The sequence below is a fragment of the Variovorax sp. V116 genome (assembly GCF_041154435.1).
Lineage (GTDB): Bacteria > Pseudomonadota > Gammaproteobacteria > Burkholderiales > Burkholderiaceae_C > Variovorax > Variovorax paradoxus.
The window spans coordinates 5,231,163-5,254,630 of record NZ_AP028661.1; the positions used below are offsets into that span (position 1 = coordinate 5,231,163).

At 68.0% G+C, this 23,468-nt stretch carries 23 protein-coding genes and 1 tRNA gene; 12 read left to right on the plus strand and 12 right to left on the minus strand.

Translation table 11 applies throughout. The features are described 5' to 3' along the window. Positions 1-37: 37 nt before the first annotated feature. The gene (locus tag ACAM58_RS25030; protein ID WP_369663737.1) at positions 38-904 is read left to right on the plus strand and encodes a LysR family transcriptional regulator; all 867 of its coding nucleotides are present in this window, start codon (positions 38-40) and stop codon (positions 902-904) included. On the opposite strand, the gene ACAM58_RS25035 is transcribed toward ACAM58_RS25030, so the two are convergent. Further along, a complete protein-coding gene (locus ACAM58_RS25035) occupies positions 898-3,456 on the minus strand; it encodes a PepSY domain-containing protein (RefSeq protein WP_369663738.1) in 2,559 nt (852 codons plus the stop codon). The genes ACAM58_RS25030 and ACAM58_RS25035 overlap by 7 nt on opposite strands. Positions 3,457-3,508: 52 nt before the next feature. Further along, complete coding sequence (locus ACAM58_RS25040; protein ID WP_369663739.1) at positions 3,509-5,635, minus strand: TonB-dependent siderophore receptor; 2,127 nt, start codon at positions 5,633-5,635, stop codon at positions 3,509-3,511. A gap of 212 nt (positions 5,636-5,847) precedes the next feature. Between ACAM58_RS25040 and ACAM58_RS25045 the strand changes: the two genes are divergently transcribed. From ACAM58_RS25045 to ACAM58_RS25055, 3 genes are read left to right on the plus strand one after another with little or no spacing between them, the layout of a single operon-like run. Next, a complete protein-coding gene (locus tag ACAM58_RS25045; RefSeq protein ID WP_369663740.1) occupies positions 5,848-6,861 on the plus strand; it encodes a thiamine pyrophosphate-dependent dehydrogenase E1 component subunit alpha in 1,014 nt (337 codons plus the stop codon). After that, positions 6,852-7,814: an alpha-ketoacid dehydrogenase subunit beta gene (locus ACAM58_RS25050; protein ID WP_369663741.1), complete on the plus strand. Its 963-nt coding sequence runs from the start codon at positions 6,852-6,854 to the stop codon at positions 7,812-7,814. Before ACAM58_RS25045 ends, ACAM58_RS25050 begins: the two co-directional genes overlap by 10 nt. A 13-nt stretch (positions 7,815-7,827) precedes the next feature. Further along, the gene (locus ACAM58_RS25055) at positions 7,828-8,250 is read left to right on the plus strand and encodes a MarR family winged helix-turn-helix transcriptional regulator (RefSeq protein ID WP_369663742.1); all 423 of its coding nucleotides are present in this window, start codon (positions 7,828-7,830) and stop codon (positions 8,248-8,250) included. A gap of 3 nt (positions 8,251-8,253) precedes the next feature. Here ACAM58_RS25055 and ACAM58_RS25060 read toward each other — a convergent pair whose 3' ends face one another. Beyond that, a complete protein-coding gene (locus ACAM58_RS25060; RefSeq protein ID WP_369663743.1) occupies positions 8,254-9,015 on the minus strand; it encodes an SDR family oxidoreductase in 762 nt (253 codons plus the stop codon). Between the two features lie 116 nt (positions 9,016-9,131). On the opposite strand from ACAM58_RS25060, the gene ACAM58_RS25065 reads away from it, so the two are divergent. Together ACAM58_RS25065 and ACAM58_RS25070 are read left to right on the plus strand one after the other, a co-directional pair. After that, positions 9,132-10,058, plus strand: a complete 927-nt coding sequence (locus ACAM58_RS25065; RefSeq protein WP_062364132.1) for a LysR family transcriptional regulator — start codon at positions 9,132-9,134, stop codon at positions 10,056-10,058. 63 nt (positions 10,059-10,121) lie between these two features. Beyond that, positions 10,122-11,141 carry a tripartite tricarboxylate transporter substrate binding protein gene (locus tag ACAM58_RS25070; protein WP_018905171.1) on the plus strand — a complete coding sequence of 340 codons (1,020 nt, stop codon included), beginning with the start codon at positions 10,122-10,124 and terminating at the stop codon, positions 11,139-11,141. 112 nt (positions 11,142-11,253) lie between these two features. Here the strand turns inward: ACAM58_RS25070 and ACAM58_RS25075 are convergent, their stop codons facing one another. Both ACAM58_RS25075 and ACAM58_RS25080 read right to left on the minus strand, forming a co-directional pair. Continuing rightward, complete coding sequence (locus ACAM58_RS25075) at positions 11,254-11,577, minus strand: DUF1840 domain-containing protein (protein WP_015867784.1); 324 nt, start codon at positions 11,575-11,577, stop codon at positions 11,254-11,256. A gap of 12 nt (positions 11,578-11,589) precedes the next feature. Continuing rightward, on the minus strand, positions 11,590-12,858 hold the full coding sequence (locus tag ACAM58_RS25080; protein ID WP_062364129.1) for a cyclopropane-fatty-acyl-phospholipid synthase family protein: 1,269 nt from the start codon (positions 12,856-12,858) through the stop codon (positions 11,590-11,592). 155 nt (positions 12,859-13,013) lie between these two features. On the opposite strand from ACAM58_RS25080, the gene ACAM58_RS25085 reads away from it, so the two are divergent. From ACAM58_RS25085 to ACAM58_RS25110, 6 genes are read left to right on the plus strand one after another with little or no spacing between them, the layout of a single operon-like run. Then, positions 13,014-15,362 carry a bifunctional salicylyl-CoA 5-hydroxylase/oxidoreductase gene (locus tag ACAM58_RS25085; protein ID WP_369663744.1) on the plus strand — a complete coding sequence of 783 codons (2,349 nt, stop codon included), beginning with the start codon at positions 13,014-13,016 and terminating at the stop codon, positions 15,360-15,362. 1 nt (position 15,363) lies between these two features. After that, positions 15,364-15,840: a MarR family winged helix-turn-helix transcriptional regulator gene (locus ACAM58_RS25090; RefSeq protein ID WP_015867787.1), complete on the plus strand. Its 477-nt coding sequence runs from the start codon at positions 15,364-15,366 to the stop codon at positions 15,838-15,840. After that, entirely contained in the window at positions 15,837-16,691 is an 855-nt protein-coding gene (locus tag ACAM58_RS25095) for an enoyl-CoA hydratase family protein (protein WP_018905174.1), read from the plus strand. The genes ACAM58_RS25090 and ACAM58_RS25095 overlap by 4 nt, the downstream gene beginning before the upstream one ends. Before the next feature lie 4 nt (positions 16,692-16,695). After that, a complete protein-coding gene (locus ACAM58_RS25100) occupies positions 16,696-17,889 on the plus strand; it encodes an acyl-CoA dehydrogenase family protein (RefSeq protein WP_369663745.1) in 1,194 nt (397 codons plus the stop codon). Positions 17,890-17,894: 5 nt separating this feature from the next. Continuing rightward, positions 17,895-19,523, plus strand: a complete 1,629-nt coding sequence (locus ACAM58_RS25105) for an AMP-binding protein (RefSeq protein WP_369663746.1) — start codon at positions 17,895-17,897, stop codon at positions 19,521-19,523. Next, the gene (locus ACAM58_RS25110; RefSeq protein ID WP_369663747.1) at positions 19,520-19,918 is read left to right on the plus strand and encodes a RidA family protein; all 399 of its coding nucleotides are present in this window, start codon (positions 19,520-19,522) and stop codon (positions 19,916-19,918) included. The genes ACAM58_RS25105 and ACAM58_RS25110 overlap by 4 nt, the downstream gene beginning before the upstream one ends. A 146-nt stretch (positions 19,919-20,064) precedes the next feature. Here ACAM58_RS25110 and ACAM58_RS25115 read toward each other — a convergent pair. From ACAM58_RS25115 to rpmJ, 7 genes are all read right to left on the minus strand, one after another. Continuing rightward, positions 20,065-20,141: transfer RNA gene (locus ACAM58_RS25115), tRNA-Met, on the minus strand. Between the two features lie 18 nt (positions 20,142-20,159). Further along, on the minus strand, positions 20,160-20,558 hold the full coding sequence (gene rplQ / locus ACAM58_RS25120; protein WP_015867792.1) for a 50S ribosomal protein L17: 399 nt from the start codon (positions 20,556-20,558) through the stop codon (positions 20,160-20,162). A gap of 83 nt (positions 20,559-20,641) precedes the next feature. Then, positions 20,642-21,631: a DNA-directed RNA polymerase subunit alpha gene (rpoA, locus tag ACAM58_RS25125; RefSeq protein WP_009124827.1), complete on the minus strand. Its 990-nt coding sequence runs from the start codon at positions 21,629-21,631 to the stop codon at positions 20,642-20,644. Between the two features lie 128 nt (positions 21,632-21,759). Next, positions 21,760-22,383 (minus strand): 30S ribosomal protein S4, encoded by a 624-nt coding sequence (gene rpsD / locus ACAM58_RS25130; RefSeq protein ID WP_013544104.1) that lies wholly within the window; start codon positions 22,381-22,383, stop codon positions 21,760-21,762. Between the two features lie 130 nt (positions 22,384-22,513). Next, a complete protein-coding gene (gene rpsK / locus ACAM58_RS25135; protein WP_009124825.1) occupies positions 22,514-22,918 on the minus strand; it encodes a 30S ribosomal protein S11 in 405 nt (134 codons plus the stop codon). Positions 22,919-22,930: 12 nt separating this feature from the next. Beyond that, entirely contained in the window at positions 22,931-23,296 is a 366-nt protein-coding gene (gene rpsM, locus ACAM58_RS25140; protein WP_013544105.1) for a 30S ribosomal protein S13, read from the minus strand. Positions 23,297-23,319: 23 nt separating this feature from the next. Next, the gene (rpmJ, locus tag ACAM58_RS25145; protein ID WP_013544106.1) at positions 23,320-23,433 is read right to left on the minus strand and encodes a 50S ribosomal protein L36; all 114 of its coding nucleotides are present in this window, start codon (positions 23,431-23,433) and stop codon (positions 23,320-23,322) included. Between the last annotated feature and the right edge of the window lie 35 nt (positions 23,434-23,468).

Consider the following 23,468-nt stretch of genomic DNA (forward strand, 5'->3'; position numbering starts at 1 on the left):
CATTGAACCTTGCATCGATTCTTGAGATGCTCGGTTCATGATCAACGAACTCAGAACCTTCATCGCCGTCTGCCGCCACGGCACCTTTGCCGCCGCGGGAGAGCGGATCGGCCTGACGCAGTCGGCGGTCAGCAGCCAGGTCAAGCGGCTCGAGGAAGCCCTGGGGTTCGCGCTGTTCGAGCGCACCGGGCGCTCGGCCACCTTGAATGCGGCCGGCCAGACGACGCTGGCGCGCGCGGAGGAGATCTGCGCGCTCTACGCCAAGCTCGGCGAGCTTCCCGATGACGCCGCGAGCGGCGGGCTGCTGCGCATCGGCGCGATTGCCTCGGCGCAGTCGACGCTGGTCGCGCGGGCGCTTGCAAGGCTGCGCAAGCAGCAGCCGCTGCTGCGCGTGCATGTGTCGCCCGGCGTGTCGATGCGGCTGATGGACGAACTCGACGCGGGAACGATCGATGCGGCGGTGATCATCCGGCCGCCGTTCGGCATTCTTCCGGAGCTGGCGTGGCAGCCGCTGGTGCAGGAGCCGTATGTGCTCATCGCGCCCAAGAAACTGCCGGGAAAGGACTGGCGCGCGCTGCTCCAGGAACAGCCCTTCCTGCGCTATGACCGCGCATCATTCGGCGGCCGCATGGTGGAAAGATTCCTCCGGCGCGAAGGCATCGCGGTCAACGATTCGATCGAACTCGACGAGATCGCCGGGCTCATCCACATGACGTCCAAGGGGCTGGGCGTTGCGCTCGTTCCGCTGGTCGAGGCGCACCTTCCGCTGCCCGCGGGTGTTCGCATGCTCTCGCTCGGCGAGCTCACGTTCCACCGCGAGGTCGGCCTCCTGCTGCGCAAGCCACGCGCCAGCCCGCCTGCCGCCGCGCAGTTTGCGCAGTGCCTGCGGGAAGCTGCTCAATAGACGTCGCGCCGGTAGCGGCCCGCTGCCACCAGCGTGTCGCAGGCCGATGGTCCCAGCACCTCGCGCAAGGCCAGGTCGACGCCCGGCGCCATGCCCTCGAGGCTGCCGCAGACGTAGACCACCGCACCCTCGGCCACCCATTGGCGCAGCAGGCTGGCCGCCTCGCGCAGCCGGTGCTGCACATACAGGCGCTCGGCCTGGTCGCGCGAGAACACCAGGTCGACGCGCTCGAGCGCCGCGGCCGCCTGCCACTGTGCGATCTCCTGGGCGCAGAAGGCGTCGTGCGCGGCCTGACGCTCGCCGAACACCAGCCAGTTGCGCCCGTGGCCTCGGCGCACGCGCTCGCGAAGATGCGCGCGCAGGCCAGCAAAGCCGGAGCCGTTGCCGATGAAGACGCAGGGCGCCTCGTCATCCACGAGTGCGAACGCGGGATTGGGCAGCAGGCGCAGCTCGACCCGCGCATCCAGCGGCGCTCCCTCGGTCAGCCAGCCCGAGGCCACGCCCATGCCGTCCGCGTGGCGCGCCTGGCGCACCAGCAGCTGCACGCAGCCATCGGCCGTGGTCGAGGCCACCGAATAGCGCCGCGGCGCGAGCGGCACCAGCATGTCCGCCAGTGCCTGCGCGCTGGCCGCCGGCGCGGCCGGAAGCACGCTGCGGGACAGCGCATCTTCGAGCGTGCACGCGCGGCCATCGCAGCGCACGTGCGTTCGCCCGTCGAGGACGGCGCGGCGCAGCAGTTGCTCGACGGCGTGGCCGGACTGGCGCGGCAGCAGTTCGACGAGCGCACCCGGCGCCCAGGCGGCCGCGCCCGCATGCGCGAGCTCGATCTCGAAGAGCGGATCGCCCTGGCTGCCGGCATTGAGCAGCGTTCGCCGCACGAGGCGCCAGGGCTCGAAGGGCGCCGCCTTCGGTTCGTGCGACTTCCATGCGCCGGGCTGCAGCACGCCGAAGGCGTCGGCCAACGCGTGCTGCCAGCGCGCCAGCGCACCGGCATCGCCGTTGTGCACTTCGATCATCGGGAACAGCGCCTCTGCGCCATGGCCGCGCAGGTCGCGGTCGAGCGACCGGCCGAAGCCGCAGAAGTTGGCGTAGTGCCGGTCCCCGAGCGCGAGCAGGCCGTAGTGCACATGCTGCAGGCCAGAACCGGTCTGCAGCGCGAACTGGCGCGCAAAGGCGCGCAGGCTGTCCGGCGGATCGCCATCGCCGAAGGTGCTGGCCACCAGCAGCACCTTGCGGTAGCGCCGCAGCGCATCCACGCTCAGGCGCACCAGCGGCTGCAGCACCACCGCGACACCGGCCGATTGCAGCACCGCGGCCGTCTGCAGCGCGATGCGCTCCGCCTGGCCGGTCTGGCTCGCAAAGGCGAGCAGCACGGGCTCGGCGCCGGGCGCGTCCGGCTGCAGCGCAGGACCGAGCCGCGTGCGCTCTTCGCGCGCGGCCCGCTTCGTGCGACGGCGTCCGAGGTAGAGCATCCACCCCGTGACCGCGAACAGCGCCAGGCCCAGGCTGCCGAGCAGCATCACGATGCGACCCGGCAATCCCCAGTAGGTGCCCATGTGCATCGGATAGATGCTGTTGACCAGGCGGCCGGCCAGCGGCTTGTCGGCGTAGCGCTGGTGCCGGGAGGGCTCGCCGGTGGCGGCGTCAAGGTAGAGGCGGTTGCGTGCGCGTTCGTGCTCGGGGTGGGCACGCAGGTAGGTCACTTCCACCTGCGACGCATTGCGCGCCGGCGGGCGCAGCGTGGCCAGGCTCCAGTCGCCGCCGGTTTCATCGAGGAAGGACTGCCACACGCGCTGCAGGTCGGGCACCGCCTGCGCCTTGGCGGGCGCGCCGCCGGCCTGCATGCCCTGCGCACGGACCACGCGCCCTTCGCCCGCAGCGTTGTCGACCATCGCGCGCACGGCGTCGAAGCCCCAGTAGATGCCCGTGAGGCTCGAGACCAGGTACACCAGCAGCGCGAGGGTGCCGGCCACCGCATGCAGGTTCCAGAGAAAGGCGCGGCCGGTCAGCGCGAAGTCCAGCTTCAGCCAGGCCCGCCATGCGAGCGGCCGGCGCGGCCAGCGCAGGTAGAGGCCCGACAGTGCAAGCACCAGCAGCCCCGCGGCCAGGGTGCCGGTGACGGGCTTGCCCGCGTCGCGCGGCAGCAGCAGCCAGCGATGCAGGTGCTCGGCGAATTCGAAGAAGGCCTCGCCCGTGGGCACGGGCAGCAGCGCGCCGGTCCAGGGATCGATCAGCCGGACCTCGCCCTGGCGCTGGCCTTCGCGCGGCGCGAAGTTGACGCGCGCCGGCCGCCCGGCTTCGGCAAACACCGTGAGCGCGGCGATGCGCAGTGCCGGCTCCGCCGCCCGCACCTGCGCCGCGAGCGCCGCGGGCCGCAGCGCCGGTGCACCGGCGGGGTTGGGAATGTGGCGCAGCGCGGGATTGAGCGCGTCGACGATCTCCGCGCGAAAGGAGAGCACCGCGCCGCTCAGCCCGATCACGACGAGCACGCTTCCGGCCGTGATGCCGATGAACCAGTGGATCTGGAACCAGATCCGTCTCAGGAGAGCCATGGGGAAAACCGCCGAAGAATGTGGAGGGCCGCGCTGCTTGTTGCGGATGCGTTCAAAGGTCGACCTTGAGCGTCGCCTTGATGCTGCGCGGCGCGCCCACGGCCAGCCGGGTGCCGGCCGCCGCCCAGTAGCGCTTGTCGACCACGTTGTCGATGTTGACCTGCCACAGCGTGCGCTTGCCGAACAGCTGCGTCACGTAGCGCGCGCCCAGGCCGAAGAGGGTGTTGCCGCCGATGAAGGCCTGGTTCAGGTCGTCAACCGGCCGGCGCCCCGTGTAGTAGGCGCCCGCGTTGACCGACAGGCCCGGCACCGCGGCAATGTCGTACGAGAGGAAGGCACTGGCCGTTTGCCTGGCGGTGTTCTCGGGCATCTTGCCGTTGTATTGCGCGTTGATGCCGCGGAACTCGGCATCGAGCGACTGGGCCGACAGCTGCCAGGCGAGCGCGCGCGTCAGGCGGCCCTGCGCCGAAATTTCAAGTCCGCGGTAGCGCTGGCGGCCGTCGGCCACGAAGGTGTTGGCGCTGTTGGTGTAGGCGCCGGGGCGTTCGATGTCGAACAGCGCGCCCGACAGCAGCATGCCGCCGTCGGTGAGCCAGCGCAGGCCGATTTCCTTCTGCTTGCTCACGCCGGGCGGCATGTGGGCGTTCTGGTTGGCGGTGCCGGCCGGTGCGATCTCGCCTTCCTCCACGCCCTCCGCATAGGAGACGTAGCCCACCAGCGCGGGCGTGAACCTGTAGCTCAGCGCCGCGAGCGGCGTGGTCTTGCGCACGTCGTAGGCAAGCGACGGGATCGTGGCGCCCGCGCCCTGCGTGCTCTCGTAGTGGGTGCGGCGCAGGCCCGCCACCAGCTGCCACTGCGGCGAGAAGGTGATGCGGTCGAGCGCATAGAGCCCGAGCTCCTCGCTCTCCTGGGCGCCGGTGGTGGGCCGGGCCGGCCGCGCCGTCAGCGGCAAATAGCCGATGGGCACCGGGTTGTACAGGTTCTGCACGGTGCCGGCGCCGCCGTAGTTGCGCTGGAAGATCGGGTCCTGCGTCTTCTTGCTGCGCGCGGCGCCGAGCGTGAGCTCGTGCTGCACGCTGCCGGTCGAGAAGGTGCCGAACAGCTCGGTGCGCAGCAGGTCGGAGGTCTGCTTCAGGCTCTGGTCGTTGCCGGTGATGCGGCCGGCGCCGGTCAGCACGTTGTAGTTGCTGAAGCTTGCCAGCCGGCGGTCGCGCTCGGCTTCGGAGTGGCCGGCTTCCACAGTCAATGCCCAGTCGCCTCCGAGCGAATAGTCGGCGCGCAGTTGCGTGTTGGTGACCTCGGCGTCGAACACGGCCCACGGCGGCCCGAGCAGCTTGTCGGGGTTGGGCAGGGCGGGCAGCGCGATCACGCCGTTGACGGCCGCGAGCCGGGTGATGCCGGCCTGCTCGGTGATGCGCTTGCGGTAGTTCTCGACGTCGGCCTTCAGCGTGAGCCGGCTGTTGACCCGCCAGTCGAACGCGGCCGACACGAACCTGCGGTGGCCGTCCACGCCGTCGATGTTGGAACCGATGCGCCCGCCGGCCGCGTTGATGCGCAGCCCGTACTGCTTCTGGTCGCCGAACTGCCGTCCGAGGTCGAGCAGCGCCTGCGCCGAGCCGCGGTCGTCGAGCGTGAGGCCGACGGTGCTCACGGGCGTGCTGCCGGCGCGCTTGGTCACGAGGTTGACGATGCCCGCCGGCGTGGTGAAGCCGTAGTAGAGCGCCGATGCGCCCTTCAGCACCTCGACGCGCTCCTTGTTCTCCATCGGAATCTCGGAGACGTTGGGAATTGCGAGCGAGCCGTTGAGCCGGTAGTTCGTGCGGTTCTCCACCGCGATGCCGCGGATCACGAGCTGGTCGAAGGTGTCGCCGCCGTTCTGCTGGCGCGTCACGCCGGCCGTGTTGCGCAGCGCCTCGTAGATGCTGGCCGCGCCCTGCAGCTCCAGCACCTCGCGCGTGACGGTGTTGACCGTGGCGGGCACGTCCATGATGCCGGCGCCGCGGAAGGTGCCGGCCTCCACCGTGTTGGCGACGAAGCCGGTGGTCGCGCTGGATTCCACCGTGACGGTACCGAGCTGCCCGCGCGCCTCGGCGGCGGGATCGGCGGCGGGATCGGTGGTTTGGGCGTGGGAAAAGGCCCCCGCGAGCGCGAGAGGCGTTGCCAGAAAGAACTTGTGCATGGGAAAGGCTGGGGGCCGGCGCTGCTTCGGTCGACAGGGGCAGCAGCCGCAAAGGAATCGTGCGGACGGGGGCGCCATTCTACCGATGCATTTGAGAATCATTCTCAGACTTCCGCTGCCGGCGCATGAGAGGGGTAAGCCCTGTGAGGCGATATCGTCACGCTTGATACGATTTTTGCCGGAACGCCCTCGTCAAAGGCGCTGGAGACAAGATGGACCCGAGCAATTCAGGCACGGCGCTGTACCGCGCCATGGTGCGCATCCGCGCCTTCGAAAACGCCGCCGAAACCGCGAGCCAGGGCGGCGTGAGCGCCTATGGCCAGCAGGCCGCCGGTGCCGCCAAGGTGCGCGGCCCGCTGCATCTTTCGACCGGCCAGGAGGCGGTGCCCGCGGGCGTCTGCGCGCATCTGCGCACGAGCGACTACCTCACCTCCACGCACCGCGGCCACGGCCACACGCTGGCCAAGGGCGCCGACCTCGCCCGCATGATGTGCGAGCTGTTCGGCAAGGCCACCGGCTTCAACGGCGGCAAGGGCGGCTCGATGCACATCGCGGACTTCTCGGTCGGCATGCTGGGCGCGAACGGCGTGGTGGCCGCGGGGCTGCCGATTGCGGTGGGCGCGGCGCATGCGCAGAAGCTGCTCAGGAAAAATGGCGACATCACGGTCTGCTTCTTCGGCGACGGCGCCATCAACCGCGGCCCCTTCCTCGAAGCGTTGAACTGGGCGCGCGTGTACAGCCTGCCGGTGCTCTTCGTCTGCGAGGACAACCGCTGGAGCGCCACCACCGCGAGCGGCCCGATGACGGCCGGCGAGGGCGCGTCGGCACGCGCCGCGTCGATGGACATCGCGGCCACGCAGGTCGATGGCAACGACGTGTTCGCGGTGCACGGAACCGCCGCGCGGCTGGTCGCCGAAGTGCGCAGCGGCGGCGGACCGCGGCTGCTGCATGCGCTGACCTACCGTGTGAAGGGGCATGTGTCGGTCGACCTCGCGGCCTATCGCGATCCGGCCGAACTGGCGGCCGCGATCGAGACCGATCCGATCGCGCGGGCGCGCGGGCAGCTGCTGGACATGGGCGTGGCCGCCGCGGCGCTGGATGCCATCGAGAATGCCGCGCGCGACGAGGTCGATACCGCCCTCGCCATCGCCAACGCGGCGCCCTGGCCCGAGCCGAGTGCCGCGTTCACCGACGTGCAGACCACGGGGGCAGGCCAATGGTATTGAAGGATTTGAGTTACTCCGAGGCCGCCGTGCTCGCAATCCAGCGCGAAATGGAAGCCGACCCGCGCGTGGTGGTGCTCGGCGAGGACGTGGGCCGCGGCGGCATCTTCGGCCAGTACAAGGGCCTGCAGCAGGCCTTCGGCGACGAGCGCGTGATCGACACGCCGATCAGCGAGGCCGCGATCATGGGCGCCGGCGTGGGCATGGCGCTCGCGGGCCTGCGGCCCGTGGTCGAGATGCGCGTGGTCGACTTCGCGCTCTGCGGCATGGACGAGCTGGTGAACCAGGCCGCCAAGAACCGCTTCATGTTCGGCGGCCAGGGCCGCGTGCCGCTGGTGGCGCGCATGCCCGGCGGCATCTGGGACGCCTCGGCCGCGCAGCACTCGCAGTCGCTCGAGGCCTGGTTCGCGCATCTGCCCGGCCTGGTGGTGGTGAGCCCGTCGACGCCGCAGGACAACTACGGCCTCCTGCGCGCCGCGCTCGCGTGCGGCGACCCGGTGGTCTACATCGAGCACAAGACGCTGTGGGGCCTGCGCGGCGAGGTCGACGAAGACATCGCCGTGCCGCTCGGCAAGGCGCGGCGCGTGCGCGAAGGCAATGCGCTCACGCTCGCGAGCTGGAGCCGGCAGATGCAGGCCTGCGCCGCGGCCTGCGACGCGCTGGCGGCCGAAGGCATCGCGGTCGACCTGATCGACCTGCGCACGCTCTGGCCCTGGGACCGCGAGACGGTGCTCGCGTCGTGCGCGCGCACCCAGCGGCTGCTGGTGGTGCACGAGGCGGTGCAGGTGGCCGGCTTCGGTGCCGAGATTGCCGCCAGCGCCGCGGAGGCCACGGGCTGCCGCGTGGCGCGGCTCGGCGCGCCGCGCATTCCGGTCGGCTATGCGCCGGTGCTGGAGGCGCAATCGCGCGTCGGCGCCGAAGCCATCGCGGCCGCGGCGAGAAAACTGCTGGGCTGAACCGCGCCGCGCCATGGACCCGCTGTTCTTCAAGCTGGTGCGGGTGGTCAACCTCACGGCGCGGCCCTTCCACGAGAAGGTGGGCCGCGAGCACCACCTCACGCTCAACGAATGGCGTGCCATGGCGGTGCTCGGCGCGCAGCCGGGGCTCAATGCCACGCAGATCGCCGATTTCACCGGGCTCGACAAGATGGCGGTGAGCCGCGCCCTGGCCGGCCTGAAGCGCCACAAGCGCGTGCAGCTCCTGGGCGACCCCACCGACCGGCGCCGCAGCCGGCTCTACCTCACGGCGGCGGGCAAGGCGCTGCACGAAACCGTCGGCATGCTGGGCCGGCAGCGCGAGGCCGCGCTGTTCGAGGGCATCGAGGCTGACGAGCTCGCCCGCCTCGATGCCACCCTGGACAAGCTCATTGCCGCCGTCCAGCGCGCGGAGTAGCCATCAAGCGGCGAAACCGCCGTCGATGTTGAGGCTGGCGCCCGTCACGAAGGCGGCCTCGGGGCTCGCGAGGTAGGCCACCATGCCGGCGATTTCCTCGGGGCGCGCGTGGCGGGCCAGCGCCATCAGGCCGTGCATCGCGGCGGCATTGGGGCCGTCGACCGGGTTCATGTCGGTGTTGACCGGGCCGGGCTGCACGTTGTTGACCGTGATGCCGCGCGGGCCGAGGTCGCGCGACAGGCCCTGCACCAGGCCCTTGAGCGCCGACTTGCTCATGGCATAGGCGCTGCCGCCGGGCCAGGGCATGCGCTCGGCGTTGGTGCTGCCGATGTTGATGATGCGGCCGCCTTCGCCCATGTGGCGCACGGCCGCCTTGGCCGCCACGAACACGGCGCGCACGTTGATGTCCAGCGTGCGGTCGAAATCCTCGAGCGAGAAATCGTCGATGGTGCCGGGCAGGAAGACGCCGGCGTTGTTGACCAGCACATCGATGCGGCCGAGCTTGCGCGCGGCCTCGTCGATGCCGGCGGTGAGCGCGGCAGCGTCGGCGCTGTCGATCTTCAGCGCCAGCGCGTGGCCGCCTTCGGCCTCGAGGCTGCGCACGAGTTCGTCGGCCGGCGCGCTCGAACTCGCATAGCTGAAGGCAACGGCGGCGCCGTCCTCGGCCAGGCGGCGCACGATGGCGGCACCGATGCCGCGCGAGCCGCCGGTGACGAAAGCGACCTTGCCCGCGAGCACGGGGGAAGTGGATTTGCTGAGAGCCATGGTGATGTTTTCCTATCGGTTGTGAGGTGGAAGACCTTCAGTGTCGGGATTCCATTACCGTTTCGGTAGCCATCAATCGGTCCAATCAGATTCAACTATTGATTGAAAATAGGCCCATGGAACCGCTCAATCACCTCCAGTCCTTCGTGCAGAGCGCCGAAAGCGGCAGCTTCTCGGCCGCCGCCCGCCGGCTCGGGCTCACGCCGGCCGCGGTCAGCAAGAACGTCGCGCGGCTCGAAGCGCGGCTGGGCGTGCGGCTGTTCCAGCGCAGCACCCGCCGCCTCACGCTGACGGAGGGCGGCGAGCGTTTTCTCGGCCAGATCGGCGGTGCCCTTGCCACGCTGCAGGACGCGGTGGCCGGGCTCTCGAAGGACGACGGCCAGCCCGCCGGCACGCTCAAGGTGAGCATGGGCCAGGCCTTCGGCCGCGAGCATGTGCTGCCGATGATGGGCGACTTCCTGGCCCGCTATCCGTCCATCCTGCCCGACTGGCACTTCGACAACCAGCAGGTGGACCTCGTGGGCGAAGGCTTCGACGCGGCCATCGGCGGCGGCATCGAGCTCTCGCCCGGCGTGGTGGCGCGCGAACTGGCGCGCATCCATGTGGTGGCGGTGGCCGCCCCGGCCTACCTGGCAGGCCGCGCGCTGCCGGCGCAGCCCGCGGAACTGGCGCAGCTGGACGCCCTGCTGCGGCGCTCCTCGCCCACCGGCCGGCTTCGCAGCTGGACGCTGCAGCACGCGGGCGGCGACCAGGCCACGGTGGAACTGCCGCGGCCGCGCGCGATCTTCAACGACCCCGAAGCCATTGCGCATGCCGCGCTGATGGGCCTGGGCGTCGCCATGCTGCCGATGCCCTTCGTCGAACGCGGGCTTCGCAGCGGCGAGCTGGTGCGGCTGCTGCCCGAGTGGCACTTCGATGCGGGCGCGGTCTGGCTCTACTACCCGAGCAAGAAGCTGCTGCCCGCGAAGACCCGCGTGTTCATCGACTTCGTGCTCGAGCGCTTTCGCAGCGAGCGTTTTGCCGAGCGCATGCAGGTGGCATAGACCGGCGCCCCACGGGGTTTTTACCCGCCATGCGCGCGGCGGTTCCCCTGTACAAACGCCCGCATGACCTCTTCTTCAAATTTCAAGACGAACCGCCGCGCCGCACTGGCGGCTTCCGCCGCCGCCATCGCCCTCGCAGCCACTCCTTCCTGGGCCCAGAGCACCTGGCCGACCAAGCCGGTGCGCATCGTCGTGCCCTTTGCGGCCGGCGGCACCACCGACATCCTGGCGCGCGCCGTTGCGCCCGAACTGTCGAAGGCCTTCGGCCAGCAGTTCATCGTCGACAACCGCGCGGGCGCGGGCGGCAACGTGGGCGCCGAGATCGTGGCGCGCGCGCCGAACGACGGCTATACGCTCCTGATGGGCACGGTCGGCACGCACGGCATCAACCGCGCGCTCTATCCCAAGCTGCCATTCGACCCGATCAAGGATTTCGTGCCGATCACGCTGGTGGCGGCCGTGCCGAACGTGATGGAAATGAACGCCGACAAGGCCAAGGCGCTGAACATCCACAACGTGCAGGACTTCATCAAGTACGCCAAGGCCAATCCCGGCAAGCTCAACATGGCCTCGAGCGGCAGCGGCACCTCGATCCACCTGGCGGGCGAGCTTTTCAAGAGCATGACCGGCACCTTCATGGCCCACATCCCGTACAAGGGCTCGGGCCCGGCGCTGCTGGACATGGTGGGCGGCAATGCCGACGTGATGTTCGACAACCTGCCCTCGTCGATGGCGCAGATCAAGGGCGGCAAGCTCACGGCCCTGGCCGTGACCAGCGCCAAGCGTTCGCCGGCGCTGCCCGACATTCCGACGGTCGAGGAAGCGGGCGGTCCGTCGCTCAAGGGCTTCGAGGCGAGCTCGTGGTTCGGCCTGCTGGCGCCGGCCGGCACCTCGCCCGAGATCGTGAACCGGATCCAGCAGGAGGTGGCCAAGTCGCTCGGCACCCCCGCCATCAAGGAAAAGATGCTCGCCCAGGGCGCCATCCCGAGCGGCAATTCGCCAGCCGACTTCGCCAAGCTGATTGCCAGCGAGCACGTGAAGTGGGCGAAGGTGGTGAAGGACTCCGGCGCGAAAGTGGACTAACCCCCAGGCTTCGCGCACTTCGTGTCGCTTCTCCCTCCCCCTTGCAGGGGGCAGCGCCTGCGGCCCGGCGAAGCCGGTTCCGCGGCGCTCCTCGAAACAAAAAGACAGGCGCTCAGGTCTTCCAGGTCACGTCTTTTTTCTCGGCCAGGGAGTCCCTGAGCATGTGGAGCAGCGGGGCTGCGCGCTGGTGCAGGCCCACGTGCTGCTTCTCGGCCTCGTTGGCGTGGCCTTCGACGGCGTAGTCGTCGTGGTTGTGCGGGTTGCTGGCCTCGCGCGCCAGCGCGGACTCGAGCGCCGCAATGGCGCCCGGGATCTGCTCGACCGTGACGATGCCTTGCGGCGCGGGTGCCTTGCCGATGATGTCGAACAGCTGGCGGGCATGCACCTCCAGCATCACGAAGTCAGGGGAGGCCCGGGACTGGAATCGGTACAGCATGGTTGTTCTCACTCACTTGTAGATGTAGTCACGGGCAAAAGGGTACACCGATTGCGAACCGCGCAAAACACCATGCTCGACCCGGCCGTCGGGCTTGGTCGAAAGCATCTGGTGCAGTGAGATCCAGCCCTGCTCGAAGCTCATGGCCGAGCCCGCCAGGTAGAGGCGGTAGGCGCGCAGGATGCGCTCGGCATTCTCGCCCTGCCGCCCGCCCGCGCGCGCGAGCACCTCGCGCGCCGTGTCCAGCTGCGACTCCAGCGCGTCCGACCAGGCCCACAGCGTGCGCGCATAGTGCGGGCGCAGGCTTTCGGTATCGACCATCTCCAGGCCCGCGGCCGCCGTCTCGCGCAGCACATGCGTCACGTGCAGCAGCTCGCCGCCCGGAAAGATGTACTTCTCGATGAAGTCGCCCATGCCCGCGCCCAGCTGGCGGTAGTCGAGCTGGCCCGAGGTGATGCCGTGGTTCAGCACCAGCCCACCGGGCTTGAGCAGCGAATGGATCTTGCGGAAATAGGTGGGCATGTTGGCCGCGCCCACATGCTCGAACATGCCCACCGATGCGATCTTGTCGAAGGGCGCGTCAGCGGAAAGTTCGCGGTAGTCGCGCAGCTCCACCCGCACGCGGCCCTGCAGTCCCTTTTCCTGGATCAGGCGCTGCACGTGCGCATGCTGGTTCTTCGACAGCGTGATGCCGGTGGCGTCGACGCCGTAGTGCTCCGCCGCCCACAGCAGCAGCCCGCCCCAGCCGGAGCCGATGTCGAGAAAACGCTCGCCGGGCTGCAGCATGAGCTTGCGGCAGATGTGGTCCAGCTTGGCCTCCTGGGCCTCTGCCAGCGTCAGCCCGGGGGTGCGAAAGTACGCACACGAATACACCCGGCGCGGATCGAGCCACAGCGCGTAGAAGTCGTCGGAAACGTCGTAGTGGAACTGGATCTGCTCGGCATCCTTGTGCAGCGAATGCGAGCTGTGGGACTTGGCCAGCCGCATCAGGCGGGTCCACCAGGTGGTGTTGGTCTCCGCCGGGTTACCCGGCAGCATGCCGACGGTGGCGTCGATCAGGTCGCGCATCGCGCCTTCGATCTGCACCCGGCCTTCGACGTAGGCCTCGCCGATGGCCCCCACCTGGTGCGCCGCCAGCTTGGCCAGCGCCGACCACTCGCTGAACGCCAGGGTGACACGCGACCCCGGCTTGGCAACTCTTCGGCCATCAGGCAATTCCAGCGCGATGGGCACGGGCAGCGACGCAAGCTGCGACTCGATCTTGGGTATCAAGCTTTGCATGGTGAGGTGATGGTATTGATTTTTTCGATTTTTTGCATGACACCCGCCGCGCCCCGGGTACCCCGCTGGGGATGGCCCCGTTGACACCAGATTGTTTATGCTTAAACTATTCAACCATGAACAGCCTAACCACCGGCTCCCCTGCCGCACCCGCCATGGACCTTCAACGCATCCTGTGCATCGGCGGCGGCCCCGCGGGCCTGTACTTCGCGCTGCTGATGAAGGCGCGCAATCCCGCGCTCGAGATCACCGTGGTGGAGCGCAACCGCCCCTTCGACACCTTCGGCTGGGGCGTGGTGCTCAGCGACCAGACGCTCGCCAACCTGCGCGCGGCCGACGCCGAGACCGCGGCGCTGATCGGCAGCGAGTTCCACCACTGGGACGACATCCAGGTGTTCTTCAAGGGCCGGCAGGTGCGCTCGGGCGGCCATGGCTTCTGCGGCATCGGCCGCAAGCGCCTCCTGAACATCCTGCAGGAGCGCTGTCTCGCGCTCGGCGTGAAGCTGGTCTTCGAGACCGACGCCACCGACGACCAGGCGATCGCCGCCCAGTACAACGCCGACCTGGTGATTGCGAGCGACGGCCTGAACAGCCGCATCCGCCAGCGCTATGCCGACGTGTTCAAGCCCGACGTCGACCTTCGCAACTGCCGCTTCGTGTGGCTGGGCACGCACCAGACCTTCGACGCCTTCACCTTCGCCTTCGAACAGACCGAGCACGGCTGGTTCCAGGCCCACGCCTACCAGTTCGACGACAAGACCTCGACCTTCATCGTCGAGACGCCCGAGGCCGTGTGGAAAGCCCACGGCCTCGACCAGATGGAGCAGCCCGAGGCCATCGCCTTCTGCGAGAAGCTGTTCGCCAAGTACCTGGGCGGCCATTCGCTCATCAGCAATGCCACGCACCTGCGCGGCTCGGCCAACTGGATCCGATTTCCGCGCGTGGTGTGCGAGCGCTGGACCCACCGCATCGATGTCGAGGGCCGCTCGGTGCCCGTGGTGCTGATGGGCGACGCGGCGCACACGGCGCACTTCTCGATCGGCTCGGGCACCAAGCTCGCGCTGGAAGACGCGATCGACCTGGCCAACGAATTCGCGCAGGGCGGCACCGTCGACCACGTGCTCGAGGGCTACGAGGCGCGCCGCAGCGTCGAGGTGCTCAAGATCCAGAACGCCGCGCGCAACTCCACCGAATGGTTCGAGAACGTACCGCGCTACACCGGCATGCAGATCGAGCAGTTCGCTTATTCGCTGCTCACGCGCTCCCAGCGCATCAGCCACGAGAACCTGCGTGTGCGCGACACGCAATGGCTCGGCGGCTACGAGCAGTGGCTCGCCGGCGGCAAGCCCGTTGCGCCCATGCTGATGCCGCTGCAGGTGCGCGGCCTCACGCTGAAGAACCGCATCCTGGTGTCGCCGATGGCCACCTACAGCGCGGTCGACGGCGTGCCGCAGGACTTTTTGCTGGTGCACCTGGGCGCCCGCGCGCTCGGCGGCGCCGCCATGGTGTTCGTCGAGATGACGAGCCCGACGGCCGAAGGCCGCATCACCCCCGGCTGCACGGGCCTGTACAACGACGCGCAGCAGGCCGCGTTCAAGCGCATCGTCGACTTCGTGCACACGCAGTCGAGCGCCAAGATCGCCATGCAGCTCGGCCACAGCGGCCCCAAGGGCTCGACCCGCGTGGGCTGGGAAGGCACCGACGAGCCGCTCGAAAGCGGCAACTGGCCGCTGCTGGCCGCCAGCGCGGTGGCCTACGGCGAACAGAACCAGCTGCCGGCCGCGATGACGCGCGAGCAGATGGACGCCATGCGCGACCAGTTCGTGGCGTCCACGCGCCGCGCCGCCGAATGCGGCTTCGACTGGCTCGAGCTGCACTGCGCGCACGGCTACCTGCTGTCGGCCTTCATCAGCCCGCTCACCAACCTGCGCACCGACGAATACGGCGGCGACATCGAAGCGCGCTGCCGCTATCCGCTCGAGGTGTTCCGCGCGATGCGCGCCGCCTGGCCGCAAGACAAGCCGATGAGCGTGCGCATCTCGGCGCACGACTGGGCCCCTGGCGGCAACACCGATGCCGATGCCGTGGTGGTGGCGCGCCTCTTCAAGGAAGCCGGCGCCGATTTCATCGACGTGTCCTCCGGCCAGACCACGCGCACCGCCAAGCCGGTGTACGGCCGCATGTACCAGACGCCGTTCTCGGACCGCATCCGCAACGAGGTCGGCATCTCGACCATTGCGGTCGGCGCCATCACCGACGCCGACCAGGCCAACAGCATCATCGCGGCCGGCCGCGCCGACCTCTGCGCCATCGCCCGCCCGCACCTTGCCGATCCCGCATGGACCCTGCACGAGGCCGCCAAGCTGCAAAGCCGCGACGTCGACTGGCCGAAGCAGTACCTGAGCGGGCGCGACCAGATGTACCGCGAGATCGCCAAGCAGCAGCAGATCGCTGCCGCTGCGAACGCCGCATTGGCTGCCTCCAACAACGAGGAGACGCACTGACATGGACCTCGAAGCACGCGCCCACAGCGAGCACCCCGAGGCCCTGCGCCTCTGGCTGCGGCTGCTCACCTGCACCCAGCTGATCGAGAAGCAGGTGCGCAACGAACTGCGCTCGCAGTTCGCCACCACGCTGCCGCGCTTCGACCTGATGTCGCAGCTCGAGCGCTCGCCCGACGGCCTGAAGATGAACGAGCTGTCGCGCCGCATGATGGTGACGGGCGGCAACGTCACCGGCATCACCGACCAGCTCGTGACCGAAGGGCTGGTCGAGCGCATCAACGTCGAGGGCGACCGCCGCGCCTGGCGCGTGCGGCTCACGGCGCGCGGCCGCAAGCTCTTCAACGAGATGGCGCAGCAGCACGAAGACTGGATCGTCGATGCCTTCGCGGCGCTCAGCGCCAAGGAGATCGCGCAGCTGCACAAGCTGCTCGGCAAGGTCAAGCAACACTCACACAGCCAGATGGCGGAGGCCGAATGAAGCACTACATCGGCGCGGGCAATCCCATGCACGCGCAATTCGAGGCCAAGGCGCCTTACGCGGCGAAGCACTTCGCATGGCACTACGAAGCGGGCGTCGGCACCATCACGCTGAACCGCCCCGAGCGCAAGAACCCGCTGACCTTCGATTCGTACGCCGAGCTGCGCGACCTGTTCCGCGCCTTGACCTATGCAACCGACGTGAAGGCCATCGTGGTCACCGGCGCCGGCGGCAACTTCTGCTCGGGCGGCGACGTGCACGAGATCATCGGCCCGCTCACCGGCATGCGCATGCCCGAGCTGCTCGAGTTCACACGCATGACCGGCGACCTGGTCAAGGCCATCCGCCATTGCCCGCAGCCGATCGTCGGCGCGATCGACGGCGTGTGCGCCGGCGCCGGCGCGATGATCGCGCTGGCCTGCGACCTGCGCTACGGCTCGCCCGCCACGCGCACCGCTTTCCTGTTCACGCGCGTCGGCCTGGCCGGTGCCGACATGGGTGCCTGCGCCTTGCTGCCGCGCGTGATCGGCCAGGGCCGCGCCTCGGAACTGCTCTTCACCGGCCGCGCGATGACGGCACAGGAAGGCCAGGCCTGGGGCTTCTTCAATGCGCTGCACGAAAGCGATGCACTGCTCGAAGCGGCCACCAAGGTAGCGCGCGAGCTGGCCGAAGGCCCGAGCTTCGCGCACGGCATGACCAAGACCATGCTGTCGCAGGAGTGGTCGATGACCATCGACCAGGCCATCGAGGCCGAGGCACAGGCACAGGCCATCTGCATGCAGACCGAGGATTTCAAGCGCGCCTACGAAGCGTTTGCGGCCAAGCGCAAGCCCGTGTTCGGCGGAGACTGAAGTCATGATGGCCAAGATCCCCGCACCGCCCTCGACAACGCACCTCGCGCTGCCGTTCTTCGATGACGCGCATCGCGCGCTCGCAAGCGAGCTGCTGCCCTGGTGCGCCGCGCAGGAAGTCGACGAGCGCGACGACCGCGCGGCCTGCCGCGAATGGGTGCGCCGCCTCGGCGACGGCGGCTGGCTGCGCTATGCCGTGCCCGGCAGCGCAGGCGGCGCGCTGGAGCGCCTCGACTCACGCGCGCTCGTGCTGCTGCGCGAGACGCTCGGCTACCACTCGCCGCTGGCGGACTTCGCGTTTGCGATGCAGGGGCTGGGCAGCGGCGCGATCACGCTCGCGGGCACGCCCGAGCAGCAGTCGCACTACCTCACAGCTGTGGGCAAGGGCGAGAAGATCGCGGCCTTTGCTCTCAGCGAACCCGATGCGGGCTCCGACGTGGCGGCCATGGCCATGCGCGCCGAAGCCATGCCCGACGGCTGGCGCCTCAACGGCGAGAAGACCTGGATCAGCAATGGCGGCATCGCCGACTTCTACTGCCTGTTCGCCAAGACCGATTCCGCGGGCGGCACGCGCGGCATCACGGCGTTCATCGTCGATGCAACCGCCGCCGGCCTCGACACCTCCGGGCACATCGACGTGATGGCGCCGCACCCGCTCGCCACGCTGCGCTTCCAGGACTGCATCGTGCCGCGCGCGGCGCAGCTCGGCGAACTCAACGGTGGTTTCAAGCTCGCGATGCGCACGCTCGACATCTTCCGTGCCTCCGTTGCAGCGGCGGCATTGGGCATGGGACGCCGCGCACTCGCCGAAGCCATCGCGCATGCGAAAGGCCGGCGCATGTTCGGCCAGACGCTCGCCGATTTCCAGCTCACGCAGGCCAAGCTCGGCGAGATGGCCGCGCTGATCGACAGCGCCGCATTGCTCACCTACCGCGCCGCATGGATGCGCGACGACGCCGAACAGCGCGGCGCCCCCGCGGTGGGCGACGTGTCGGCCGCCGCGGCCATGGCCAAGATGTGCGCCACCGAGAACGCGAGCCGCGTGATCGACATGGCGCTGCAGATGCACGGCGGCCTTGGCGTGAAGGTTGGCACGAAGATTGAAAGTCTCTACCGCGACATCCGCTCGCTGCGCATCTACGAAGGCGCGACGGAGGTTCAGCAACTGATCATCGGCAAATCCGTTTTGCGGGGATAAACATCGTGTCAGCCCAAGTCGACCGCTTCGTTCACGACCGCCTGCCGCCCGCCGAGCAGCTGCCGGTCTTCCGCTACGACCTTCCGGAGCTGCAGCTGCCCGATCAGCTGAATCTGGTCGAGGAGCTCCTGGACAAGGCGCCCGCCAAGGGCTTCGGCGACAAGCCGATGCTGCGTTCGCCCGCCGGCACGCTGACCTATTCGCAGGCCGCTGTCGAGGTCAACCGCATCGCGCAGGTGCTGGTCGAAGACCTCGGCCTCGTGCCCGGCAACCGCGTGCTGCTGCGCGGCGGCAACTCGGTAGCCATGGCGCTGTCGTGGCTCGCGGTGGTCAAGGCCGGCCTGATCGCGGTGGCCACCATGCCGCTGCTGCGCGCCAAGGAACTGGGCGAGATCATCGAGAAGGCGCGCCCCGTGGCGGCGCTGTGCGACGGGCGCCTGCTCGACGAGCTCGTGCTGGCACAGCGGGAGCATCCCGTGCTCGCATCGGTGATCGCGTTCAACAAACCCGCTGCGCCCGATTCGCTGTCGGCACGCGCGGCCGGCAAGAGCGGCGTGTTCACCGCCTGCCCCACGGCGTCGGACGACATCGCCCTGCTTGCGTTCACCTCCGGCACCACGGGCAAGCCGAAGGCACCAGTCACCACGCACCGCGACGTGCTCGCGATGTGCCAAACCTGGCCGCGCCATGTGCTGCAGGCACGCAGCGACGACATCGTGATCGGCTCGCCGCCGCTGGCCTTCACCTTCGGGCTCGGCGGGCTGCTGGTGTTCCCGATGTGGGCCGGCGCCTCGGTGTACTTCGCCGATGCGCCGTTCACGCCCGAAGGCCTCGTGAAGCTCATCAACGAGGTCGGCGCGACCATCTGCTACACGGCCCCCACCTTCTATCGCCAGATGGCGCCGTTCGTGCGGCAGCACGGCGCGCCGAGCCTGCGCATCTGCGTGAGCGCGGGCGAGGCACTGCCCGACGCCACGCGCCAGCTGTGGAAGGAAGCCACCGGCATCGAGATGCTCGACGGCATCGGCGGCACCGAGGTGTTCCACATCTACATCTCGGCCGCCGGCGATCAGGTGCGCCGCGGCGCGGTCGGCAAGGTGGTGCCCGGTTTCACCGCCAGGGTGGTGGATGACCAGGGCAACGAAGTGCCGCGCGGCACGGTCGGCAAGCTGGCGCTGCAGGGTCCCGTGGGCTGCCGCTACCTGGACGACCCGCGCCAGGCCGACTACGTGAAGAACGGCTGGAACTACCCCGGCGATTCCTTCGTGCAGGACGACGACGGCTACTTCTTCTACCAGGCGCGCGCCGACGACATGATCATCACGGCCGGCTACAACGTCGGCGGACCCGAGGTCGAGGATGCGCTCCTCAAGCACCCGGCCGTGGCCGAGTGCGGCGTGATCGGCAAGCCCGACGCCGACCGCGGCATGATCGTGAAGGCCTTCTGCGTGCTCAAGCCCGGCCATGAAGGCAATGCCGCGCTCGTCAAGGCGCTGCAGGACCATGTGAAGGCCACCATCGCGCCCTTCAAATACCCGCGGGAGATCGAGTTCGTGCCGGTGCTGCCGCGCACCGAGACCGGCAAGCTCCAGCGGTTCAAACTGAGACAACTCAACGAGACCACCCCATCATGATGAACAAACTCTTGCAGCCCCCGGGCTGGTTGCCCCCCAAGGGCTATGCGAATGGCGTGGCCGCACGCGGCACCATGGTGTTCGTCGGCGGCCAGATCGGTTGGAATGCGCAGCAGCAGTTCGAGTCGGACGACTTCATCGAGCAATGCGGCCTGGCGCTGCGCAACATCGCCGAAGTGCTGCGCGAAGCCGGCGCCGGCCCCGAGCACATGGTGCGCATGACCTGGTACGTGACCGACCGCGACGAATACAGCCGCCGCCTCGGCGAGCTCGGCCCGGTCTACCGCGACGCAATGGGCCGCAACTTCCCGGCCATGACCTGCGTGCAGGTGGCGGCGCTGGTCGAGCACCGCGCCAAGGTCGAGATCGAGGTCACGGCGGTCATTCCGGTCTGACGGAACACCCGCGGGGAGCCGCCCCGTGCGACGCAAACAAGAATGCCCTCTTCGCGAGGGCATTTTTCATGGGTGCATGGACCTGCCGACCCGAAGATCGGCGGCCAAAGAAAAAGGCCCTTTGAAATTCAAAGGGCCTTTTAAATTGGTTGCGCGAGCAAGATTTGAACTTGCGACCTTTGGGTTATGAGCCCAACGAGCTACCAGGCTGCTCCATCGCGCGGCAAGATGGAATTATACCTTATTCAGCAGCGCCTTGCTCGGCGGCTTCTTCTTTAATTTCAGGACGGTCGACCAGTTCGACCAGTGCCATGGGTGCATTGTCGCCAACGCGGAAACCCATCTTCAGGATGCGGGTGTAGCCGCCCGGACGCGCTGCGAAGCGCGGGCCGAGTTCGCCGAAGAGCTTGACGACGCTGTCGCGGTCGCGCAGGCGGTCGAAGGCCAGGCGCTTGTTGGCAACCGTGGGCTTCTTGGCGAGCGTGATCATCGGTTCGATGACGCGGCGCAGTTCCTTGGCCTTGGGGACCGTGGTCTTGATGACTTCGTGCTCGATGAGCGAATTCATCATGTTCTGCAGCATCGCAAGGCGGTGCGAGCTGGTGCGGTTGAGTTTGCGGAGTCCGTGTCCGTGACGCATGGTGCTTTCCTTTACTTTATTAAACAGGCAGCCGTATCAGGTACTGCCCGGGCACGAGCCCTCATGGGCTCAATTTTCAAAAATCAACGCTTGTCGAGGCCGGCCGGCGGCCAGCTTTCAAGCTTCATACCCAAGGTCAGGCCGCGCGAGGCAAGCACTTCCTTGATTTCGTTGAGCGACTTGCGACCCAGGTTCGGGGTCTTGAGCAACTCGTTCTCGGTGCGCTGGATCAGGTCGCCGATGTAGTAGATGTTTTCGGCCTTCAGGCAGTTGGCCGAACGCACGGTGAGCTCGAGCTCGTCGACAGGGCGCAGCAGGATCGGATCGAATTGCTGTGCGCTGCGCGGTGCCGGCGCATCGAATGCAGCCAGTTCGCCGCCTTCGAGCTGCGCGAACACGGCCAGCTGCTCGACCAGGATTTTAGCCGAGGCGCGCACGGCGTCTTCGGCCGTGATCGCACCGTTGGTTTCGATCTCGACCAGCAGCTTGTCCAGGTCGGTGCGCTGTTCGACACGGGCGCTTTCGACCGTGTAGCTCACGCGCTTGACGGGCGAGAACGAGGCGTCCAGGACGATGCGGCCGATCGACTTGGTCGGCTCGTCGGCATAGCGGCGCATCGTGCCGGGCACGTAGCCGCGGCCCTTTTCGACCTTGATCTGCATGTCGAGCTTGCCGCCTTGCGACAGGTGCGCGATCACGTGGTCGGGGTTGATGATCTCGACGTCGTGCGGGGTCTGGATGTCCGACGCCAGCACCGGGCCTTCGCCGTCCTTGCGCAGGCTCAGCGTGACTTCGTCGCGGTTGTGGAGCTTGAACACCACGCCCTTGAGATTCAGCAGGATGTTGACGACATCTTCCTGCACGCCGTCGATCGACGAGTACTCGTGCAGCACGCCGGCGATCGTGACTTCAGTGGCCGAATAACCGACCATCGACGACAGCAGGACGCGGCGCAGCGCGTTGCCGAGCGTGTGGCCGTAGCCGCGCTCGAAAGGCTCGAGCGTCACCTTGGCCTTGTTGGCGGCAAGTTGCTCGACCTGGATGGTCTTGGGTTTCAGCAGGGTGGTTTGCATGCAGACTTCCTCTCAATACCCCCGGCTCGTTACACCGGTAAGGCTGGTGAAGCACCCGTCGGGAGTGCCTCCCGATGGGAACAAAAAAATCAAAAGCGGACCGCAAAGCGCGGCCCGTTGTCGCCCGCTTAGCGCGAGTACAGTTCGACGATCAGCGATTCGTTGATGTCGGCTGCGAATTCGTCGCGATCGGGCACCTTCTTGAAGGTACCTTCGGCCTTGTCGGCGTTCACTTCGACCCAGGCCGGGATACCGACCTGCTGGGCGAGCTGGAGCGCTTCGGCAATGCGGGTCTGCTTCTTCGACTTGTCGCGAACGGCGATCACGTCGCCGGTCTTCACCAGGTACGACGGGATGTTGACCGACTGGCCATTCACCGTGATCGCCTTGTGCGACACGAGCTGGCGCGCTTCGGCGCGCGTCGAGCCGAAGCCCATGCGGTAGACGACGTTGTCCAGGCGCGATTCGAGGATGAACAGCAGGTTGGCGCCGGTGTTGCCACGGCGGCGGTCGGCTTCTTCGAAGTAGCGGCGGAACTGCTTCTCGAGCACGCCGTACATGCGCTTGACCTTCTGCTTTTCGCGCAGCTGCAGGCCGTAGTCGGAGGTACGCTGACCCGAAGTGCGGCCATGCTGGCCGGGCTTGGAATCGAACTTGGCCTTGTCCTGGATGGAGCGGCGGGCGCTCTTGAGGAACAAGTCGGTGCCTTCACGGCGGGAGAGTTTGGCCTTGGGGCCGAGGTAGCGTGCCACGATTTTTCCTTTGTGTCATCTGCCGCAGTTGCCTGCGGGAGCCATCGGCGAAGACGCGGATGGCGGTGGGCTTAGTAAAAAAACAAATGCGCAGCCGCTCAAAAGCCGGCTGCGCCTTGCGGACTGACGATCAGATGCGGCGACGCTTCTGGGGACGGCAGCCGTTGTGCGGAACGGGCGTCACGTCGGCAATGGAATTGATCCGGATGCCGAGCGCAGCCAGTGCGCGCACCGACGATTCGCGACCGGGGCCGGGGCCCTTGATCTCGACGTCGAGGTTCTTGATGCCTTGTTCGACAGCAGCACGGCCGGCCACTTCGGAAGCCACCTGCGCAGCGAACGGGGTCGACTTGCGCGAGCCCTTGAAGCCCTGGCCACCCGACGAAGCCCACGACAGGGCGTTGCCCTGGCGATCGGTGATCGTGATGATGGTGTTGTTGAACGAGGCATGCACGTGGGCGATGCCGTCCGCAACGTTCTTGCGAACCTTCTTGCGAACGCGCTGTGCGGCGTTGTTTGCAGGTGCTTTAGCCATGCTGGTCTATCCTTATTTCTTCAGGGACTGCGCAGCCTTGCGCGGACCCTTGCGGGTGCGGGCATTGGTGCGCGTGCGCTGGCCGCGCATCGGCAGGCCGCGACGGTGACGGAAGCCGCGATAGCAGCCGATGTCCATCAAACGCTTGATGTTCATCGTCGTCTCGCGACGCAGATCGCCTTCGATGGTGAACAAGGCGATCTGGTCGCGGATCTTTTCGAGATCGGCGTCAGTCAGGTCCTTGATCTTCTTCGAATATTCGATGCCGCTCGCTTCGCAGATCTGACGGGCGCGGGTGCGACCGATGCCGAAGATGGCGGTCAGGCCGATTTCAGCGTGCTTGTGCGGCGGAATGTTGATGCCAGCAATACGTGCCATGTGCGTCCTCTAATACTCTTCAATCAACCCTGGCGCTGCTTGTGGCGCGGGTCGGTGCAAATCACACGCACCACACCTTTACGGCGGATGACCTTGCAATTACGGCAGATGGTTTTGACCGAAGCCGAAACTCTCATTTCATTCTCCTAAAACTGTTTAACGTGGCGGTACA

What these genes read in the sequence shown, in the direction of transcription:
- rpoA (WP_009124827.1), bottom strand. Translation starts at nt 21,631, where the DNA reads ATGCAAACCACCCTGCTGAAACCCAAGACCATCCAGGTCGAGCAACTT.
- rplQ (WP_015867792.1), bottom strand. Translation starts at nt 20,558, where the DNA reads ATGCGTCACGGACACGGACTCCGCAAACTCAACCGCACCAGCTCGCAC.
- ACAM58_RS25085 (WP_369663744.1), top strand. Translation starts at nt 13,014, where the DNA reads ATGGACCTTCAACGCATCCTGTGCATCGGCGGCGGCCCCGCGGGCCTG.
- ACAM58_RS25075 (WP_015867784.1), bottom strand. Translation starts at nt 11,577, where the DNA reads ATGCTGTACCGATTCCAGTCCCGGGCCTCCCCTGACTTCGTGATGCTG.
- ACAM58_RS25065 (WP_062364132.1), top strand. Translation starts at nt 9,132, where the DNA reads ATGGAACCGCTCAATCACCTCCAGTCCTTCGTGCAGAGCGCCGAAAGC.
- ACAM58_RS25080 (WP_062364129.1), bottom strand. Translation starts at nt 12,858, where the DNA reads ATGCAAAGCTTGATACCCAAGATCGAGTCGCAGCTTGCGTCGCTGCCC.
- ACAM58_RS25100 (WP_369663745.1), top strand. Translation starts at nt 16,696, where the DNA reads ATGATGGCCAAGATCCCCGCACCGCCCTCGACAACGCACCTCGCGCTG.
- ACAM58_RS25045 (WP_369663740.1), top strand. Translation starts at nt 5,848, where the DNA reads ATGGACCCGAGCAATTCAGGCACGGCGCTGTACCGCGCCATGGTGCGC.
- rpsK (WP_009124825.1), bottom strand. Translation starts at nt 22,918, where the DNA reads ATGGCTAAAGCACCTGCAAACAACGCCGCACAGCGCGTTCGCAAGAAG.
- ACAM58_RS25030 (WP_369663737.1), top strand. Translation starts at nt 38, where the DNA reads ATGATCAACGAACTCAGAACCTTCATCGCCGTCTGCCGCCACGGCACC.
- ACAM58_RS25050 (WP_369663741.1), top strand. Translation starts at nt 6,852, where the DNA reads ATGGTATTGAAGGATTTGAGTTACTCCGAGGCCGCCGTGCTCGCAATC.
- ACAM58_RS25110 (WP_369663747.1), top strand. Translation starts at nt 19,520, where the DNA reads ATGATGAACAAACTCTTGCAGCCCCCGGGCTGGTTGCCCCCCAAGGGC.
- rpmJ (WP_013544106.1), bottom strand. Translation starts at nt 23,433, where the DNA reads ATGAGAGTTTCGGCTTCGGTCAAAACCATCTGCCGTAATTGCAAGGTC.
- ACAM58_RS25035 (WP_369663738.1), bottom strand. Translation starts at nt 3,456, where the DNA reads ATGGCTCTCCTGAGACGGATCTGGTTCCAGATCCACTGGTTCATCGGC.
- ACAM58_RS25090 (WP_015867787.1), top strand. Translation starts at nt 15,364, where the DNA reads ATGGACCTCGAAGCACGCGCCCACAGCGAGCACCCCGAGGCCCTGCGC.
- ACAM58_RS25040 (WP_369663739.1), bottom strand. Translation starts at nt 5,635, where the DNA reads ATGCACAAGTTCTTTCTGGCAACGCCTCTCGCGCTCGCGGGGGCCTTT.
- ACAM58_RS25070 (WP_018905171.1), top strand. Translation starts at nt 10,122, where the DNA reads ATGACCTCTTCTTCAAATTTCAAGACGAACCGCCGCGCCGCACTGGCG.
- rpsM (WP_013544105.1), bottom strand. Translation starts at nt 23,296, where the DNA reads ATGGCACGTATTGCTGGCATCAACATTCCGCCGCACAAGCACGCTGAA.
- ACAM58_RS25060 (WP_369663743.1), bottom strand. Translation starts at nt 9,015, where the DNA reads ATGGCTCTCAGCAAATCCACTTCCCCCGTGCTCGCGGGCAAGGTCGCT.
- ACAM58_RS25095 (WP_018905174.1), top strand. Translation starts at nt 15,837, where the DNA reads ATGAAGCACTACATCGGCGCGGGCAATCCCATGCACGCGCAATTCGAG.
- ACAM58_RS25055 (WP_369663742.1), top strand. Translation starts at nt 7,828, where the DNA reads ATGGACCCGCTGTTCTTCAAGCTGGTGCGGGTGGTCAACCTCACGGCG.